This is a genomic window from Pseudomonas sp. TCU-HL1 (assembly GCF_001708505.1).
GTDB lineage: Bacteria > Pseudomonadota > Gammaproteobacteria > Pseudomonadales > Pseudomonadaceae > Metapseudomonas.
Map to the genome: position 1 here is coordinate 5,265,872 of NZ_CP015992.1, position 16,463 is coordinate 5,282,334.

Annotated in this window: 17 protein-coding genes; 7 read left to right on the plus strand and 10 right to left on the minus strand. The window is 64.2% G+C overall.

Translation table 11 applies throughout. The features are described from left to right. Positions 1-270 precede the first annotated feature (270 nt). Positions 271-729 carry a DUF4124 domain-containing protein gene (locus tag THL1_RS24200; protein WP_069085610.1) on the plus strand — a complete coding sequence of 153 codons (459 nt, stop codon included), beginning with the start codon at positions 271-273 and terminating at the stop codon, positions 727-729. A gap of 9 nt (positions 730-738) precedes the next feature. On the opposite strand, the gene THL1_RS24205 is transcribed toward THL1_RS24200, so the two are convergent. From THL1_RS24205 to mrcB, 3 genes are read right to left on the minus strand one after another with little or no spacing between them, the layout of a single operon-like run. Continuing rightward, the gene (locus tag THL1_RS24205) at positions 739-1,068 is read right to left on the minus strand and encodes a YqcC family protein (RefSeq protein ID WP_069085611.1); all 330 of its coding nucleotides are present in this window, start codon (positions 1,066-1,068) and stop codon (positions 739-741) included. Next, a complete protein-coding gene (locus tag THL1_RS24210; RefSeq protein ID WP_069085612.1) occupies positions 1,068-1,832 on the minus strand; it encodes a tetratricopeptide repeat protein in 765 nt (254 codons plus the stop codon). The genes THL1_RS24205 and THL1_RS24210 overlap by 1 nt, the downstream gene beginning before the upstream one ends. Positions 1,833-1,848: 16 nt before the next feature. Next, complete coding sequence (gene mrcB / locus THL1_RS24215) at positions 1,849-4,167, minus strand: penicillin-binding protein 1B (protein WP_069085613.1); 2,319 nt, start codon at positions 4,165-4,167, stop codon at positions 1,849-1,851. Positions 4,168-4,282: 115 nt separating this feature from the next. Between mrcB and THL1_RS24220 the strand changes: the two genes are divergently transcribed. The 3 genes from THL1_RS24220 (at position 4,283) to THL1_RS24230 (ending at position 7,317) form a co-directional block, all read left to right on the plus strand. Then, positions 4,283-5,842, plus strand: a complete 1,560-nt coding sequence (locus tag THL1_RS24220; RefSeq protein ID WP_069085614.1) for an AAA family ATPase — start codon at positions 4,283-4,285, stop codon at positions 5,840-5,842. Between the two features lie 296 nt (positions 5,843-6,138). Beyond that, a complete protein-coding gene (locus tag THL1_RS24225) occupies positions 6,139-6,411 on the plus strand; it encodes a TfoX/Sxy family protein (RefSeq protein WP_069085615.1) in 273 nt (90 codons plus the stop codon). Positions 6,412-6,516: 105 nt separating this feature from the next. Continuing rightward, positions 6,517-7,317, plus strand: a complete 801-nt coding sequence (locus THL1_RS24230) for a Crp/Fnr family transcriptional regulator (RefSeq protein WP_069085616.1) — start codon at positions 6,517-6,519, stop codon at positions 7,315-7,317. A gap of 262 nt (positions 7,318-7,579) precedes the next feature. On the opposite strand, the gene THL1_RS24235 is transcribed toward THL1_RS24230, so the two are convergent. The 5 genes from THL1_RS24235 to THL1_RS24255 form a co-directional block, all read right to left on the minus strand. Beyond that, a complete protein-coding gene (locus tag THL1_RS24235) occupies positions 7,580-8,464 on the minus strand; it encodes a ChaN family lipoprotein (RefSeq protein WP_069085617.1) in 885 nt (294 codons plus the stop codon). An 18-nt stretch (positions 8,465-8,482) separates the two neighbouring features. Continuing rightward, positions 8,483-9,250 carry a heme ABC transporter ATP-binding protein gene (locus THL1_RS24240; protein ID WP_069085618.1) on the minus strand — a complete coding sequence of 256 codons (768 nt, stop codon included), beginning with the start codon at positions 9,248-9,250 and terminating at the stop codon, positions 8,483-8,485. Next, a complete protein-coding gene (locus tag THL1_RS24245; protein WP_069085619.1) occupies positions 9,250-10,287 on the minus strand; it encodes a FecCD family ABC transporter permease in 1,038 nt (345 codons plus the stop codon). Before THL1_RS24245 ends, THL1_RS24240 begins: the two co-directional genes overlap by 1 nt. Beyond that, complete coding sequence (locus THL1_RS24250) at positions 10,284-11,183, minus strand: heme/hemin ABC transporter substrate-binding protein (RefSeq protein WP_069085620.1); 900 nt, start codon at positions 11,181-11,183, stop codon at positions 10,284-10,286. Before THL1_RS24250 ends, THL1_RS24245 begins: the two co-directional genes overlap by 4 nt. Positions 11,184-11,280: 97 nt before the next feature. After that, on the minus strand, positions 11,281-12,345 hold the full coding sequence (locus THL1_RS24255; RefSeq protein WP_069085621.1) for a hemin-degrading factor: 1,065 nt from the start codon (positions 12,343-12,345) through the stop codon (positions 11,281-11,283). Positions 12,346-12,646: 301 nt separating this feature from the next. On the opposite strand from THL1_RS24255, the gene THL1_RS24260 reads away from it, so the two are divergent. After that, complete coding sequence (locus tag THL1_RS24260) at positions 12,647-12,970, plus strand: Rieske (2Fe-2S) protein (RefSeq protein WP_069085622.1); 324 nt, start codon at positions 12,647-12,649, stop codon at positions 12,968-12,970. Between the two features lie 3 nt (positions 12,971-12,973). On the opposite strand, the gene sfsA is transcribed toward THL1_RS24260, so the two are convergent. Both sfsA and THL1_RS24270 read right to left on the minus strand, forming a co-directional pair. Next, entirely contained in the window at positions 12,974-13,681 is a 708-nt protein-coding gene (gene sfsA / locus THL1_RS24265; protein WP_069085623.1) for a DNA/RNA nuclease SfsA, read from the minus strand. Further along, entirely contained in the window at positions 13,678-14,853 is a 1,176-nt protein-coding gene (locus THL1_RS24270; RefSeq protein ID WP_069085624.1) for a pyridoxal phosphate-dependent aminotransferase, read from the minus strand. The genes sfsA and THL1_RS24270 overlap by 4 nt, the downstream gene beginning before the upstream one ends. 193 nt (positions 14,854-15,046) lie before the next feature. Here THL1_RS24270 and dksA point away from each other — a divergent pair, with 193 nt between their 5' ends. Next, positions 15,047-15,490: an RNA polymerase-binding protein DksA gene (gene dksA, locus THL1_RS24275; protein WP_028630036.1), complete on the plus strand. Its 444-nt coding sequence runs from the start codon at positions 15,047-15,049 to the stop codon at positions 15,488-15,490. A gap of 50 nt (positions 15,491-15,540) precedes the next feature. Further along, on the plus strand, positions 15,541-16,428 hold the full coding sequence (gene gluQRS / locus THL1_RS24280) for a tRNA glutamyl-Q(34) synthetase GluQRS (RefSeq protein WP_069085625.1): 888 nt from the start codon (positions 15,541-15,543) through the stop codon (positions 16,426-16,428). The last annotated feature ends 35 nt before the right edge of the window (positions 16,429-16,463 follow it).

Consider the following 16,463-nt stretch of genomic DNA (forward strand, 5'->3'; position numbering starts at 1 on the left):
AGTTGTTGCGGGGCTTTCCCACCCAGCGCGAGGTAACGCGTTGCGGGTGAAACAGGTCGGCGCGGGTGTGCACCTCATCGACTGCTACAGCTTCCGACTTGCGGCCGGCCCACTGGAACAGCGAACCTTGGATTCTTCGGATTCAGGCGATGCAAGTCAAGTGATCCGTTGAGGAATCTTGCTTGGATTGCTGTGACGCGACGCAGGATCAAGCCTGGCGGCTTTTGGTTATAGTTACGCGAGGGTTCTCCGCCATCAAAAGGAAATCGCATGCATCGCATGATTCTCGCCGGCAGCCTGCTGCTGGCACTGAGCGCTTCCGCCCTGGGCGGCCAGGTCTACAAATGGGTGGATGCTCAGGGCGTCACCCATTTCGGCACACAACCGCCCGAAGGCCAGGAAGCCACCAGCGTGAATACCTCGGTGCCCAAGCCACGCCCGAGCCTGCCGCGTCTGGACAGCGAATTGAGCACACCTGGAACCGCCCTGCCCGAGCGCAAGCCGGTAGGCGACCAGAAGGCTATCGATGAGAAAGTGAAGGCGGAAGTGGCGACCCAGAATGCCGAGCGCAGCAAGTACTGCGACACCGTCCGCACCAACCTCGCCCAACTGCAGAACAACCCGCGACTGCGGGCAGACGTCAACGGCGAAACCCGTCGATTGAGCGAAGAAGAGCGGCAGTCCCGGATCAAGGAAGCCGAAAAGGCAATCAGCGATAATTGCGACTGAGGCCCTGCCTCAGTTCGCCTGCCCTATCAGCCGGTCGAAGGCGCCCAGCGCGTCCAGCAGCCTGCTCACGTCGGTGAGCCGCTCCCGGTAGACCTCCTCCGCCATGACGCGGATCCCCGATGCGTGAGGCAAGCCCAGATCATTCTCAAGAATGACCTTCATACGCGGCAGAAAAATCCACTGCAGCCACTCTTCGAACGCCAGGGTATCCACGCAGAATGGAGCCTGGCTGGCCAAGGCATCCGCACTTGGCGGCACCTCAGCCCACCAGCCAAGGCCACGCAACTCCCGTTCGATGAGCAGGAGCTGGTCAGCCACGTCAACGCAGCGCGGATCCATCAGAGATTGACCTTGGCCTTTTCACGGGCGAGCGCGGCGCCGGACGGATCGCCCTGCCCTTCGCGGGAGCGTGCGATCAGATCCCACAGGCTTGCCTGCATGGCCGGGCGGCCATTGGCGTAGGTCAGGGCGCGACGGGCGAACTGCTCGGCCTGGGCGGCATCGCCCTGGGCAAGGCGCACTTCGGCCAGGCGGTAGAGAACCTGCGGTTCACGCGGCGCAATTCGCTGGGCCCGTTCCAGGCTGGCCGCCGCGCCGTTGAGATCGCCACCGCCCTGCTGTTGCTGGGCGGTGGTCAGCAGCGCCAGCACCGGACCATCGAGTTGCTCGTCGGCGGCCAGGCCGCTGGTGTTGCCGGGAATGCCGCTCGGCGCGCTCGGAGTCGGAGCGCTGTAGCTCGGCGAAGCATAGCTGGGGGCGCCATAGGCCGGCGCGCTGGGCGCGGCTGCCGGGCCGCTTGTGATCGGGCCGGGAGTGATGCCGCCGCCGGTGATGCTTCCGCTGATCGGCGCACTGGAGGCCGGAGCCGCAATTGGTGCGCCGGAGCTGGCGCCCGGCACCATGACTACGACACCCGATTCTTCAGGCAGACTGCGCGGCGCTGCAGCAGGCGCCTGGTTGTAGCCACCACGACTGGAAGCACCCTGCTCCAGTTCGGACAAGGGGGCACCGGAGTCGACCACGGGAATGGCGCCGCGCTGCGGGGTCGCGCAGCCGGCCAGCAAAGTGAAGGCCGCAAGGGCGGGAATCCAGGCTTTACTCACGTTTCATCCTCTCGGTTCATTGCATCCAACCGCGAACCCAGTCCATCACCGAGTCCACGGGTGCGCCCAGGCCGCACGGTGCGCCAGGGACAGGTTCGCTACCACGAATGTAAGGCATCTGCATCGCACCCGGGCAGCTTGGGTCCGATCCCTGGCCACTGTGCGGATCGATCCACGCCTGCACCACGTTATCCGGCATCGGCATATCCAGCGGCAGCGGGTCAGCCTTGCGCATGAAGCTGGTCCAGACCTGTAGCGCGCCGGTAGCACCGGTCAGCGGCGTCTTGCCGTTATCATCGCGCCCCAGCCAGACCACTGCCAGCAGGTCCTGGCTGAAGCCGGCAAACCAGCTATCCCGCGAGTCGTTGGTGGTGCCGGTCTTGCCCGCCAGGGTCAGGGACGATGGCAGCTGGCTGTACACCGAGCGCGCGGTACCTTCGCGCATCACCCGTTGCATAGCGTTCTGCACCAGGTAGATGGCGCCAGGATCGAAGCGCTGCTGAATCTGGAAAGGATAGCGCTTGAGCGGTTCACCTTCACCCGTCAGCACGCTGCGAATCGCCCGCAACGGAGTATTGAAGCCGCCGTTGGCCAGGGTCTGGTACATGGTCGCCACCTCCATCGGGCTCAGCGCGCCAGCGCCAAGGAGCATCGAGGGGTAGGCCGGCCACTCGCGAGAAACGCCAAGTCTCTCAAGGGTTTTGAGCACATTGGGCACGCCCAGTTCCAGGCCCAGTTTGGCAGTCGACAAATTGTAGGAATTCGCCAGCCCCTGGTACAGGTAGATGGTTCCATGGGCCCGGCGGTCGTAGTTCTGCGGGCGCCAGACCTGGCCGTCCTGCCCTTTCACGGAGAAGGGCTCGTCGGCCACCCAACTGGTCAGGGTGTACTGGCTGGGACGCTCCAGCGCGGTGAGATAGACGGCTGGCTTGATCAGGGAACCAATGGGGCGTACCGCGTCCACAGCACGGTTGAAGCCCGCGAAGCGAGGCTGGCGGCTGCCGATGAGCGCCTGGATCTCACCGGTTTCCGGATTGCTCACGACCATGGCCGACTCCACCTGATCAACACCCTTGCGCCCAGACAGGCGTTTCAGGGTCTCGTTCAGGGCGGTTTCCGCCTTGGACTGCAGGATGGGGTCGAAGCTGGTGAAGATGCGCAGGCCTTCTTCGGTCAGGTCCTCTTCACGGTAGTCCTCCCGCAGCTGGCGCTTCACCAGATCAAGGAATGCCGGGTAGGAGCTGTCGGCCAGGCTGCCGCGCTGGGTCACCCCCAGGGGTTTCTGCTTGGCGGTCGCGGCCTCTTCGGGCGTGATGACGCTCTGCTCGGCCAGCAAGTCGATCACCAGGTTGCGGCGCTCAAGCGCGCGCTCGGGGAAACGACGCGGGTTGTAATACGAAGGCCCCTTCACCATGCCAACCAGGAGGGCGATCTGGTGAACCTTCAGCTCCGACAGCGGCTGGCTGAAGAAGTACTGGCTGGCCAGGCCGAAACCGTGGATGGCGCGTTGGCCGTCCTGGCCGAGGAACACCTCATTGAGGTAGGCCTCGAGGATCTCGCGCTTGTCGTAATGCAGCTCCAGCAGCACCGCCATCATGGCCTCGGTGGCCTTACGGGAAATGCTGCGCTCACTGGTCAGGTAGAAGTTCTTCACCAATTGCTGAGTCAGCGTACTACCGCCCTGGCGCAGCTCGCCGGCGGTCGCGTTGATCCAGAAGGCGCGGGCGATGGACTTCGGGGACACTCCGTGGTGATTGAAGAACTCACGATCTTCGGTGGCCACCAGGGTTTCGACGAGATAAGCCGGCACCTGATCCAGCTTGATCAGCACACGGTCTTCATGGTGCGCGGGATACAGGCCGCCGATCAGCAGCGGTTCCAGACGGGCCACAGCCAGGTCGGCACCGTTGGCCTGGGTCAGACCGGCAACATAGTCGCCCGAGAAGCGCACGCGAACGCGCTGGGCCGGTTCGGCACCTTCATAGAACTGGAAACCGCGGGTGTTCAGCTCGACGGTGCCGCCGGATACCGATGCTGCGCCAGGGCCATTGGACAGGCTTTCACGTCGATATCCCAGGGCATCCAGCTCCTTGAGGAAGTCGTCCTTGGACAGCTTCAGGCCGACGAACAGCTCCAGCGGCCGGGCATAGACCTTGGCGGGCACAGTCCAGCGCTTGCCGGAGAATTTCTCCTGCACCACGGCATCGAGATAGATAGCAAAACCGGCCAGCACCACCAGGCCTACCAGGCCCAGTTTTACGGCCCAGCCCAGCCATGGGCGAAAGCCACTGGAACGGCGTTTAGAGCGGGATTTGGGGGATCGGGGACGTGTCATGGCGGCGCATTATACGCACTTTATCCACAGCCAACAGGCACGCCCTGACGGTTTGCAGCCCGGCCCTCAGCGGCGATAATGCGGGCCTTCAATAGCGAGTGAACAAGGAACGCCCGTGAGCCAGCCCCTGATAGCCGCCCTGCAGAATCCCGCGCTCTACCCGCATCCGGTGGACCGGTTCCAGGTGATCGAGACGCACATATCCTGGGTGCTGCTGACCGGCAGTTATGCCTACAAGATCAAGAAGCCGGTGAACTTCGGCTTCCTCGATTTCACCAGCCTCGACTCGCGCCAGCATTTCTGCGGCGAAGAGCTGCGCCTCAACCAGCGCCTGACGCACGACCTTTATCTGGAAGTTCTGCCGATCACCGGCAGCTCCGAAGCGCCGCAGCTCGGCGGTGAAGGCCCGACCTTCGAGTACGTGCTGAAGATGCGTCAGTTCCCCCAGGACAACCTGCTCAGTGCCCTGCAGGCCCGTGGCGAGTTGACCCCCGCACACGTCGACGCCCTGGCAGGGCAGATCGCCAGTTTCCACCTTGCCGCTCCGCAAGTTGCGACCGAGCACCCGCTGGGCACGCCCGATTCCGTGATGATGCCCGTCCGCCAGAACTTCGAGCAGATCCGCCCGCTGCTCAACGACAAAGCCGACCTGCAGCAACTGGACGCCCTCGAAGCCTGGGCCGAAAGCAGCCACGAGCGCCTCAAGCCCCTGCTGGCACGACGCAAGCAGGAAGGGTTCATCCGCGAATGCCACGGCGACATCCACCTAGGTAACGCCACGCTGATCGATGGCCAGGTGGTGCTCTTCGACTGCATCGAGTTCAACGAGCCCTTCCGCTTCACCGACGTCTACGCCGACATCGCGTTCATTGCGATGGACCTGGAAGATCGCGGCCTCAAGTCCCTATCCCGCCGCCTTGTCAGCCAGTATCTGGAACACACCGGCGACTACGACGGCCTGGAGCTGCTCAACTTCTACAAGGCCTACCGCGCGCTGGTACGGGCGAAGATCGCTCTGTTCAGCCTGGCCCACCAAGCCGATGCCGTGCAGAAGGCCGCCACCGTCCGCCAATACCGCAACTACGCCGGCCTGGCTGAAAGCTACAGCGCCATTCCCTCGCCATTCCTCGCCATCACCCACGGCGTCTCGGGCTCGGGCAAGAGCCACGTGGCCCTGCGCCTGGTGGAAGCCCTCGGCGCCATTCGCCTGCGTTCGGACGTCGAGCGCAAGCGCCTGTTCGGCGAGCAGCAGAGCGAAGCTACCGGTCTGCAAAGCGGCATTTACAACGCCAACGCCAGCACGGCCACCTACGAACGCCTGAACCAATTGGCCAACGCCGCGCTGCACGCCGGCTTCCCGGTGGTCATCGATGCCACCTTCCTCAAGCACGACCAGCGCAAGGCAGCGTGCAAGGTCGCCGAGGAGACCGGCACGCCCTTCCTGATCCTCGACTGCCACGCCCCGGCGGCCGTGATTGAAGCCTGGCTGGCCCAGCGCCAGACCGAAGGTCGCGACCCGTCCGACGCCACGATGGACGTTGTGCGCTCCCAACTGGCCAACCGCGAGCCGCTGGATGGCCATGAGCTCACCCAAAGCAAGCGTATCGACACCGATCAGGCCTCAAGCCTCGACGGCCTGGTGGAGCTCATCCGCCAACACCTGCCGGGCGTCTGAGCCCAACCACGTCGCGCCGGGCAACATCCGGCGCGGCTTCTATACTGCCGGCAGAGTCACTCTCGGCCGCGTAGCCGGAGCCCGTTCCCAATCGCCAGCACGTTCTAGCGGCCAGGCAATACCTGCCCCCACAAGAAGCGACCAGGAACCAGCCCTATCGCATCAGCAATGATCGTTTTCCGCGCATGGAACGCACGAGGATGGAGCGATAGCACAAGGCCACACGACACGAATGGCCGCTACACTTATCCACAGCCCTGTCCCTCTCGTGCACTGTCCCAATGCAAGGAGGCTCGATGAACGACGAACTGCAACACATGAAGAATCTGGGGAAAACGTCAGCGCAATGGCTGCACGCCGTCGGTATCCACAGCGCCTCGGACCTGCGCAGGCTTGGTGCCGTGAGCGCTTACAAGGCCGTCCGCGCGCGGGGATTCAGAGCGTCCAAGGTACTGCTCTATGCGATCGAAGGTGCCCTGCTGGACGTGCACTGGAACGATCTGACGCCCGGCCACAAGGCAGAACTGAACCACCAGCTGGATACTCCAGTCGCCCACAACAAGAGCTAGCTCACAACCTCCACCGAGAGAGATTTACGGGCTTGGCCAAGGTCCCTATTGTTTCAGGGACCTTCGTGTGTCACGCCATTCCAGTCAGTTCAAGGAATTACTGCCATGTACCTACTCGGGGAGCAACCGGCCTACGCCGACCAGCTGATCAACAGACTGCAAAGCATCCCTGGGCAGCTGCTCGACGGACTGGAACCCGGCGGGCCAGCCGTACGTCTGGATCAAATCGATGACCTGTCGCCGCAGTTGCCAGGCAACCAGCTGTTCTTGATCGAGAACGGCCTGCTGCATGCCATCGTCGACGAACGCCCGCTCTTTTATCTGCAAGAAGGCGACCTGGTGGGCCTGCGCCAGGGCATCGACCTGCCCTCTTGCCGCTACAGCAGCGATGAACCCATCAGCCTTCTGCCGTTCAATCGCAGCGACGTGTTCAAGCACATCTACGGCAACGAGAAACGCCAGGAACTCTTCATCCAGTACCTGGTGGGCCATACCGCCCTGCTCTCGGATGTCGTGGCGCGCCTGAAACAGCCGGATGTGCGTCCATCCACCGGCTTCCAGCATTTCTCAGCGGGCGAAGAACTGATCCGCCAGGGCGACGAAGCCGACCATGTGTTCATCATCATCGAAGGACATGCCGAAGCCTTCGTCGATGGACAGAAGGTGGGCGACGTACAGAGGGACGAAATCTTCGGTGCCATGGCCGTGTTCACCCGCGAGCGCCGCAGCGCCACGGTGATCGCCAGCGAGGCCTGCACCGTGATGGTGATTCCCAAGGAGCAGTTCCTCAGCCTGATGCAGAGCAATCCGCGCATCGCCCACAGCCTGATCGAGAGCATGGCGCGGCGGATCGACCTGCTGAACAAGGAAGTCACCCAACTGCGCTTGTCACCCGACAGGGCCTGATCCGGAAAGCAGCGACCCCGGCCATGTGCCGGGGTTTCTGCTTTCCGGGGGCGATTACGGCTCACGAAAAAAATGTGGATCGACGCTTGACTCGAAAATGAGAATTGTTATTATTCGCACAACTGATCGCGAGATCAGCCGGTAAGCTGGGAGACCAAGCAGTCGGACTCTTCAGGTTATCTCCTCATCAGGCTAATCACGGTTTTTGACCCGGCAAATTGCCGGGTCTTTTTTTGCCTGCGATTTACCTCGTGCTGAACCTTCAGCGCGCCGGTGCCATCTGTTCGGGCATGCCGGCGCAGTGGTCGATCGGTGGCAGCGCCGCGGTGTACCAGACGTAATCAGCGGTGCCCTGCTCCACCGGCTTGCCCACCTCGGAAAGCATCAGCACCACATTGCCTTTGGCCTTGCCCAGATCAGCCAGGTGCAAAGGCACGCCCAAGTCGCGGCGCACATGGAAGGCTCCGGCGAACAGCAACGCGGGAGCAGGCGCGGCCAGCAGGCGCTCGGCCATGCGCCGGTCACGCTGCTGCTGCACGGCCAGCATGGCAGGCATCTGGGATTCCGGCAGCAGGCCACAGTGGGATTCGCGAATCTGCTCAAGCAATGGCCCACGCACTTTGTCAGCGGTAGACAGCGTGCCCTGCAGGGCCGGGCGCTCCTTGTAGATGCGCGTGATCTCGCTGCGGTCGAGGTTGGCGGCCAGCAGCGGGTAAGGTTGCGTCAGTGCATGCCGCACGATCGGGCCGTAGAGCGTCCAGTCCCAGTTTTTCTGCCAGGCCAGAGCGCCGGGCAGGTCCGCCGACAGTGGCGCCTTGCGCACTCCATCCACCTTGCCCTGCTGCCCAGGTTCGAGCATCTCAAGCAGCAAACTGCCCTGCTCGCGACGGGCCTCCAGCGCTTGCAACAGCCAGAGCTGCAGAGTGTGATGGTCCGGGTTGTCGTGCTGCTCTCCAATCAGCACTCGCGGCTGGGCGGCAAGCCGTTCCACCAGGTGCTCCGGGGTCAGCCGTTCACCACTGCGCAGATCGCGAATCACGCCCAGTTCAGGATGATCGCGGCCTTCTGGGCTCTGCCATTCGGGCAGCGGCGGCAGGCTCTGGCAGGCAGCCACCAGGCCGAAAAGAGAGAGCAAAAGAAGACGCATGGGAAATCCTTGTTCGAATCAACGGGCGACAATCAGGGGATGGCCCCGCTCCGGGTGACGTTGCACCAGCACTTCCAAGCCAAACACTGCCTTGAGCGGTCCAGCTTGCAGCACCACTTCCGGTGGCCCCAGCAAATGCGTCCGGCCATCGGCGAGCAGCAGCAAGCGGTCGCAGTAACGCGCGGCCAGGTTCAGATCATGGAGGATCACCAGCACCGCCACGCCCCGATCGGCAAAGGTACGCACGGTTTGCAGGGTGATGTGCTGGTGCAACGGATCGAGCGCCGAGGTCGGCTCGTCGAGCAGCAGAATCTGCCCGGCAGTTCCCGGCCAGAGCTGCGCCAGCACCCGAGCCAGGTGAACCCGCTGACGTTCACCCCCCGAGAGCGCCAGGTAGCTGCGCCCGGTCAGGTGGCCGGCATCGGCGGCCGCCAGCGCTTCGGCAACCACTTCGGCATCCCGTTCGCGCCCCGTGTCGTGGGGCATACGGCCCATGGCCACGACCTCCTCGACTCGAAAGGCGAAATTCAGGGTCGAGCTTTGCGGCAATACGGCCAGGCGTCGCGCCCGCTGCGGGCCATTCCAGCCCTTCAGGGCACGGCCATCCAGGCTGACCTCGCCTGCCGCTGCCGTAACTTCGCCACACAAGGCGCCCAGCAAGGTGCTCTTGCCAGCGCCGTTGGGGCCCAGCACGCCAAGCACCTCGCCGGGTTGCAGTTCCAGGTCGATGCCCGTCAGCACCTGCTTGCCGCCGCGCAGCACGTCCAGTTGTTCCACGCGCAGCATCAGGGACGACCTCGCACCAGGAGATAAAGGAAGAAGGGGGCCCCGATCAGCGCGGTGACGATGCCTATCGGCAGTTCAGCCGGCGCCAGCACCAGGCGCGCCAGCAGATCGGCCAGCAGCATCAGACTGGCCCCGGCCAGGGCCGACGCCGGCAACAGCACACGGTGATCCGGCCCTGCGACCAGGCGAACCAGATGCGGCACCACCAAGCCGATGAAACCGACAAGTCCAGCCGCGGCCACCGCCGCACCGACGCCAAGGGCGGTGCAGAACACCAACTCGCGCTTCAGCCGTTCGACATCGAAGCCCAGGTGGCGTGCCTCGGACTCGCCCAGCAGCAGCGCATTCAGGGCCTTGGCCCGGCGCGGCAGCCAGAAGACCACGACGAGGGTCACGATCAGCAGCGGCCAGAGTCGGGAGTAGCTGGCACCGTTGAGGCTGCCCATGTTCCAGAAGGTCAGGCTGCGCAGGGTGGCGTCGTCGGCCAGGTAGGTGAAGAGGCCGATCACGGCGCCAGCCAGTGCAGTCAGCGCAATGCCGGCTAGCAACATGGTCGCCACATTGGTCTGACCGTCGCGCCGCCCCAGGCGATAGACCAGCACGGTGACGCCCAGCCCGCCGACAAAGGCGCAAATGGAAAGCAGATACGGGGCGAAGACCTCCGGTAACCCGCCCAGCGCGGCCCCGCCGACAATCGCAACAGCCCCGCCCAATGCAGCACCGCTGGAAACGCCCACCAGTCCGGGGTCAGCCAGCGGATTGCGAAAGAGACCCTGCATGGCGACGCCAGATAACGCCAGCACCGCGCCGACTGCCAGCCCAAGCAGGGTACGGGGCAGGCGAATCTGCCCGACGATCAGCTCGGCCTGCTCCAGCCCTTCGCCGGAAAACGGCAGACCGGCCATGCGCAATGCTGCGCGCAGGGTTTCCCCCAGGGGCAGGCTGACCGGCCCCAGCGCCAGCGACAGCCACAGTGCCAGTAGCAAGAGAGCGCCCAGGGCAATGAACAATGGGCGGGAATGAACAGGCGCGATCATGGCTGGCTCGGGCTTTTCTCGGTCAGGGCCGGAGCCGAAGGATAGAAGCCCGCGGAGAGCGCAGCCATGCCATCAGGCAGGCGCGGCCCAAGCCCGCCCACCAACAGGGTCGGATCCAGGCTGAGCAGGCGACCTTCGCGCGCGGCGCGGGTGGTAGCCAGCGCCGGGTTCTGTTTGAGCAGTGCCGCGCGGGCGGCGTCGCCTTCCAGGCGGCGATCGGCGATCACCACCACGTCGGGATTGAGCGCGGCCAGGGCCTCGCTGGAGATAGCCTTGTAGCCCTGGTGGTCGGTCAGGTTTTGTCCGCCAGCGCGTTCGATTACCCAGGCGGCCGAGGTGTCCTTGCCGGCCGCCAGCGGGCTGCTGCCAGCATGGCCGAGCAGGAAGAGCACTTTCGGCGCCACCTGCGTCTGCTGCACCTTCGCCACCCAGTCAGACTGGCGCTGCAACCGTTGGCGGTAGTCCGTGAAGGCCTGGGTGGCACGCGCCTCATCGCCCAGCAGAGCGCCGATCAACTTGAGGTTTTTCTCCAGGGTGGAAAGGTCAGCGGTCGAGGCCAGGTGCTCGACGCGAACCCCCGTGGCACCGACCTGCGCCAGCACCGGCGGTGGCCCCATCTCTTCAGTTCCGACGAGGATGTCCGGACGCAACGAGAGAATGCCCTCTGCCGCCAACTGCCGCTGGTATCCGATGCTGGGCAGGGCCTTCAACGCCTCGGGGTGCTGGCTGGTGGTGTCCACGCCGACCAGCTTGCCTTGGCCGCCCAGGACCACGACCCACTCGCTTACAGAACCACCGGCACTGACCCATCGCTGGGGAAGCGCTTCGGCCGCAGCGGCCTGCTGAGAAAACACGATGCCCGCGCAAAGGCTGGCCAGACCGACAACTAGACGCATCGAAAACAACTCCATCGCTGAATGCGGGAAACGCCAACGCCCTGCGTTCGCAGGGCGTTGGCCTGCACCGGGGGCGTATCCCCCTGGCTGTTCGAACTCAGAGCGCCGATGCGCTTTCCGCCAGGGCTCGCCAGTCTTCCCGCTCAGGAATACCGGGTTTGCGGGCGCCGAACAATTGCACGACCAGTTGCCCTTCAGCGTCGAAGGCCTCCCAACTGGTGATCACGCCATCGGTGCTGGGCTTGCGCACACGCCAGAGCTCGACCACGCCGGCGGTCTGCAGGTGCAGGTTGAACTCTGGATCAAGCACATTGAACCAGGTATCCAGCCATTTCAGGTTGCTGACGGTGCCGCTATGGATCTGGATGCAGTGACGGTTGCCGACGAACACCATGATCGGCACGTTGCGCGCGCCTGCTTCCTCCATCAGGCGCGGCAGTTCGGCGGTGTCGAGTTGCTCGGCCCACTCACTCCCGGCCAGGCGCAGCGCCTGGATGCGTTCGGCGCCGTGTTTCTTCAGCAGGGCAAAGAAGTGGTGAGTGTCCTTAAGCGCCGCCCAGCCTTCGCGCAGGGCAGCCACATCGATCTCGGCATCGGGCTTGGCTACAGCGGGCTCAGGCTGCGGGCGAAGCTCCAGCCTGGTGCTCTGTTCCTCGGCGCGGAAGCGCTCCACCAGCGGCTCCCAGGCCGCCAGCTCACTGTCGTCGGTGAGGAACACCTTGTGCACGGCGTTACCTTGCTGGTCGAAGATCTGGATACTGCGCTGGGTGCCACGCGGTGTATCCTCGGCCACCGCGAATACGCTGGTCCAACCGCCCATGAACAGGCGCAAGTCGATATCCGCCGACACCACCAGGCCCATCTGGCCGTTGGCCGCAACCGACACCTCACGGTAGTAGCCCTTGCGCTCATGCACGCAGTGCTCGTTGCGGGTCAACGCCATGATGTAGCCCAGCTCGCCGAGGGCGGGCAGCAGGTCGGCCCAGTCAGGGCGCAGGCGCACGGCATCGACGCCGAGGCGGCTGGCGGTCAGCTCAGCCTCACTGACGAACAGGCGCCGGGCAGCATCCCGGGCGCGCAGGCGAGGCTGCTCGGAACGCAGCGTCTGCCAGGTCTGGTAGAGGGGGGAGACCGGGCTGGAGATCGAAGTTTGCAGGCTCATCTGAAGCTCCTTGTGATTCAGCGACACGAATTGCATGGCACCGCAGTCTGTCAGGTGACACTAGATAATTGATAATGATTTGCAATTATCCATCAGCGCTACTAGGGTCGGCACCCGACTCACAGACGCGTTCGTCCGTATGACCTGACGAATGAGCGCGGCAATCGCGGAAAAGTCGCTAGCACGGTGGAGCGGCCGGCTTCATGCCGAGATGATCCGCCTGACCTCTCAGCACAGGGATGTGCCCCTCTTGGCAAGCCACGGCGACGCGCGATAATGCGCGCCTGCCGTGGAGATGCCGATGATCCTGCTCTGCCGCCCCTTTGAACTGGCCGAAGGCCAGAGCCGGGGCTTTGTCGTTGATGGCCTGAAACTCTTGCTGGTGCGCCGGCATGGCGAGGTCCATGCCTATGAGAACCGCTGTCCGCATCGCGGCATCCCGCTGGAGTGGATGCCGGACCAGTTTCTCGACCACAGCGGCAGCCTGATCCAGTGCGCCACCCACGGCGCACTCTTTCTCATCGAATCCGGTGAATGCGTGACTGGCCCCTGCGTCGGCGATGCCTTGCAACCCGTGGGCTGCAAGGAAGATGTCGAGGGGATCTGGCTGCTGGGAGGCGCCTGAGCGTCAGAGTCTGACATCGAGGCGACGACAGACGCGGACCTCTTCCGGCCTCAGCTCAACCCCATAGGCCAGCACTTCGACACCGGCAGCAACGGCCTCACGCAGGGCCGCCGCATAGGCCGGATCGATTTCCTCGGCCGGACGCACGACCTCGATACCTGACAGGTTCACGCAGTAAAGCTGCACGGCGCGCACGCCATCACGGGCCAATGCGGCCAGCTCGCGCAAGTGCTTGCTACCACGCTGGGTGACGGCGTCGGGAAAGGCAGCGACGGGCGTGCCGTCGAACCCGAGGGTGACGCTCTTGACTTCGATGAAGGCCGGGCCGGCAGGAAATTCCAGACGGAAGTCGGCACGGCTGTTCTCCAGTCCATAAGCCACTTCACGCTTGAGGGCGCTGAAACCGGCCAGCTCACGGATGACGCCCGCCTGCAGCGCCTCTTCCACCAGCGCATTGGCGCGGGCGGTGTTCACGCACGCCAGCCGGCCCTGCGGGGTCTCGGCAATCTCCCAGGTACCGGGCAACTTGCGCTTGGGATCGTTGGAGCGGCTGAACCAGACCCGACAGCCTTCGCTCATGCAATTGAGCATCGAGCCCGTATTGGGGCAGTGAATCGTCAGCTGTTCGCCCGATGCCGTCTCGATATCAGCAAGGAACCGCTTGTAACGCCGGAGGAGCCTGCCCTCTTCCAGCGTCGGGACGAACCTCATTGCACCGCCCAGGTTTTCAGGCCACGGGCCAGACGCTGCACGGCTTCTTCGAGGCGCGGCAGGCTCTGTGTATAGGCGAAGCGCACGTGCTGCCCGGCCAGATGTCGGCCGAAGTCCAGTCCAGGAGTAAAGGCCAGGTACTCGGTCTCGATGAAGTGGCGGCAGAAGGCGTAGGCGTCGCCACCGAAGTTGGAAATATCCGCGTACAGATAAAAGGCGCCTTCAGGTTCCACGGCGATTCTAAAGCCCAGCTCGCGCAGCGCTGGCAGCAGGTAGTCGCGGCGATGGGCGAATGCATCCCGGCGCTGCTCGAGGATTGCCAGCGTGTGCGGCTGGAAGCAGGCCAGGGCGGCGTGCTGGGCCATCGACGGCGCGCTGATATAGAGGTTCTGCGCCAGCTTCTCCAGCTCGGGCACAGCGTTCAACGGCGCCACCAGCCAGCCGAGACGCCAGCCGGTCATGCCGAAATACTTGGAGAAGCTATTCAGCACGAAGGCATCATCATCCACCTCCAGCACACTGCTGGCGTCCATCCCGTAGGTCAGGCCATGGTAGATCTCGTCCACCACCAGGTGGCCGCCACGCGCCTTGAGCGTCTGCGACAGAGCCGCCAGTTCGTCGGCATGCAGGACCGTGCCGGTCGGGTTGGCCGGCGAAGCGACCAGGGCCCCCACGCTGTCGGCATCCCAGTACCGCTCGACCAGATGCGGCGTCAGCTGGTAGCGCGTTTCCGGCCCCACCGGCACCAGTTGCGCGCCACCCTCGACCAGCCGCAGGAAGTGGCGATTGCAGGGATAACCGGGGTCGGCCAGCAGCCAGTGCTTGCCCGGGTCCACCAGCAGACTGCTGGCCAGCAGCAAGGCGCCGGAACCGCCGGGGGTGATGAGAATGCGTTCAGGGTCTATGTTCAACCGATAGCGCGATGCGTAGAAGCCGGCGATGGCTTCGCGCAATTGCGGCAAGCCACGAGCAGCGGTGTAACGGGTATGCCCGGCGGCCAGGGCAGCCTGCCCGGCCTGGACGATAGGCTCGGCAGTGGTGAAGTCCGGCTCGCCGATTTCCAGGTGGATCACATCGTGACCAGCTGCTTGGAGTTCGTTGGCACGGGCCAGCAGAGCCATGACGTGGAAGGGTTCGATGGCGCGGCTGCGCGCACTGTAGGACTGAGCCATGGGCCTTCCTTTATTAAGGCAAAGAGAGGATTCTAACCAATGGTCCTTGGACGCTGCAGCATGCGTGATGTCGGGGAGTAGCGCACCCGGATTTGATCTGGTAAGTTCGCCCGCTTGCAGCCGCAGGGCCGGCATCGCCGGCGATGGACCATAATCCTGCGCAATGGATTAAGAAAGTGAGAGGCGGCCATCCATGCCCACCAATGCAAAACAACAGAACAGCCAGTTGATTCGTGGCTTCGTGCCCTACCAAGAGACCAAGGGCGAGGAGTACATGAGCGACCGCATGCGCGCTCACTTCACCAACATCCTCAACAAATGGAAGCAGGAGTTGATGGAAGAGGTGGACCGTACCGTGCACCACATGCAGGACGAAGCCGCGAACTTCCCCGACCCGGCCGATCGTGCCAGCCAGGAAGAAGAGTTCAGCCTGGAACTGCGTGCCCGTGATCGCGAACGCAAGCTGATCAAGAAGATCGACGAGACCCTCCAGCTGATCGAAGACAACGATTATGGCTGGTGCGACTCCTGCGGCGTCGAGATCGGCATCCGTCGTCTGGAAGCCCGCCCCACCGCCACCCTCTGCATTGATTGCAAGACCCTGGCGGAGATCAAGGAAAAGCAGCTCGGCTCCTGATACCGAAACGGGGCGCCAACGGCGCCCCGTTGCTTTAGGGCCCCGCCCCAATGACGTCCCCCGCCTACATCGGGCGCTTCGCCCCAACGCCCAGCGGCTACCTGCATTTTGGTTCGCTGGTCGCTGCCCTCGCCTCCTATCTCGACGCCCGCGCTAACGGCGGCCGCTGGCTGCTGCGCATGGAAGACCTCGACCCACCACGAGAGGTCGAAGGTGCCCAGACGGCAATCCTCCGCACACTTGAAAGCTACGGCTTCGAGTGGGACGGCGAAATGGTTCGCCAGAGCAGCCGCCATGACACCTATGCCGAGGTGATCGACCGCCTGTACGAAATGGGCCTGGCCTATGCCTGCACCTGCTCGCGCAAGCAGCTGGAGAGCCATCAGGGCATCTATCCCGGCTTCTGCCGCAACGCCCAGCACCCCCAGCACAACGCTGCCATCCGCATCCGCGTGCCGGAGCTCGAGTACCACTTCGTCGACCGCGTACAGGGCGAATACCGCCAGCATCTGGGCCGGGAAGTGGGAGACTTCGTTATTCGCCGCCGCGACGGCCTCTACGCTTACCAACTGGCTGTGGTGCTGGACGACGCCTGGCAAGGTATCAACCAGGTGGTGCGCGGCGCCGACCTGCTGGACTCCACGCCGCGCCAGCTCTACTTGCAGGAACTGCTGGGGTTGAGCCAGCCGCGTTACCTGCATGTGCCGCTCATCATCCAGCCGGACGGCCACAAGCTCGGCAAGTCGTATCGCTCACCGCCGCTCCCTGCCGACAGCGCCGGCCCGCTGCTCAATCGTGCGCTACGCGCGCTCGGCCAGAAGCCTCCCGCCGAACTGGCGGGCGCAAGTCCTCGCGAAGTGCTGGGATGGGGGATCGCACACTGGGATGCCGAGCTCATCCCGCGTAGCCGGACACTGGCCGAAGCGCAACTGCGCTAGGGGCACTCGCGGCGCCGTGGTGCTTTCGCTACCAT

What these genes read in the sequence shown, in the direction of transcription:
- THL1_RS24200 (WP_069085610.1), top strand. Translation starts at nt 271, where the DNA reads ATGCATCGCATGATTCTCGCCGGCAGCCTGCTGCTGGCACTGAGCGCT.
- THL1_RS24205 (WP_069085611.1), bottom strand. Translation starts at nt 1,068, where the DNA reads ATGGATCCGCGCTGCGTTGACGTGGCTGACCAGCTCCTGCTCATCGAA.
- mrcB (WP_069085613.1), bottom strand. Translation starts at nt 4,167, where the DNA reads ATGACACGTCCCCGATCCCCCAAATCCCGCTCTAAACGCCGTTCCAGT.
- THL1_RS24225 (WP_069085615.1), top strand. Translation starts at nt 6,139, where the DNA reads ATGAACGACGAACTGCAACACATGAAGAATCTGGGGAAAACGTCAGCG.
- THL1_RS24230 (WP_069085616.1), top strand. Translation starts at nt 6,517, where the DNA reads ATGTACCTACTCGGGGAGCAACCGGCCTACGCCGACCAGCTGATCAAC.
- THL1_RS24235 (WP_069085617.1), bottom strand. Translation starts at nt 8,464, where the DNA reads ATGCGTCTTCTTTTGCTCTCTCTTTTCGGCCTGGTGGCTGCCTGCCAG.
- THL1_RS24240 (WP_069085618.1), bottom strand. Translation starts at nt 9,250, where the DNA reads ATGCTGCGCGTGGAACAACTGGACGTGCTGCGCGGCGGCAAGCAGGTG.
- THL1_RS24245 (WP_069085619.1), bottom strand. Translation starts at nt 10,287, where the DNA reads ATGATCGCGCCTGTTCATTCCCGCCCATTGTTCATTGCCCTGGGCGCT.
- THL1_RS24250 (WP_069085620.1), bottom strand. Translation starts at nt 11,183, where the DNA reads ATGCGTCTAGTTGTCGGTCTGGCCAGCCTTTGCGCGGGCATCGTGTTT.
- THL1_RS24255 (WP_069085621.1), bottom strand. Translation starts at nt 12,345, where the DNA reads ATGAGCCTGCAAACTTCGATCTCCAGCCCGGTCTCCCCCCTCTACCAG.
- THL1_RS24260 (WP_069085622.1), top strand. Translation starts at nt 12,647, where the DNA reads ATGATCCTGCTCTGCCGCCCCTTTGAACTGGCCGAAGGCCAGAGCCGG.
- sfsA (WP_069085623.1), bottom strand. Translation starts at nt 13,681, where the DNA reads ATGAGGTTCGTCCCGACGCTGGAAGAGGGCAGGCTCCTCCGGCGTTAC.
- THL1_RS24270 (WP_069085624.1), bottom strand. Translation starts at nt 14,853, where the DNA reads ATGGCTCAGTCCTACAGTGCGCGCAGCCGCGCCATCGAACCCTTCCAC.
- dksA (WP_028630036.1), top strand. Translation starts at nt 15,047, where the DNA reads ATGCCCACCAATGCAAAACAACAGAACAGCCAGTTGATTCGTGGCTTC.
- gluQRS (WP_069085625.1), top strand. Translation starts at nt 15,541, where the DNA reads ATGACGTCCCCCGCCTACATCGGGCGCTTCGCCCCAACGCCCAGCGGC.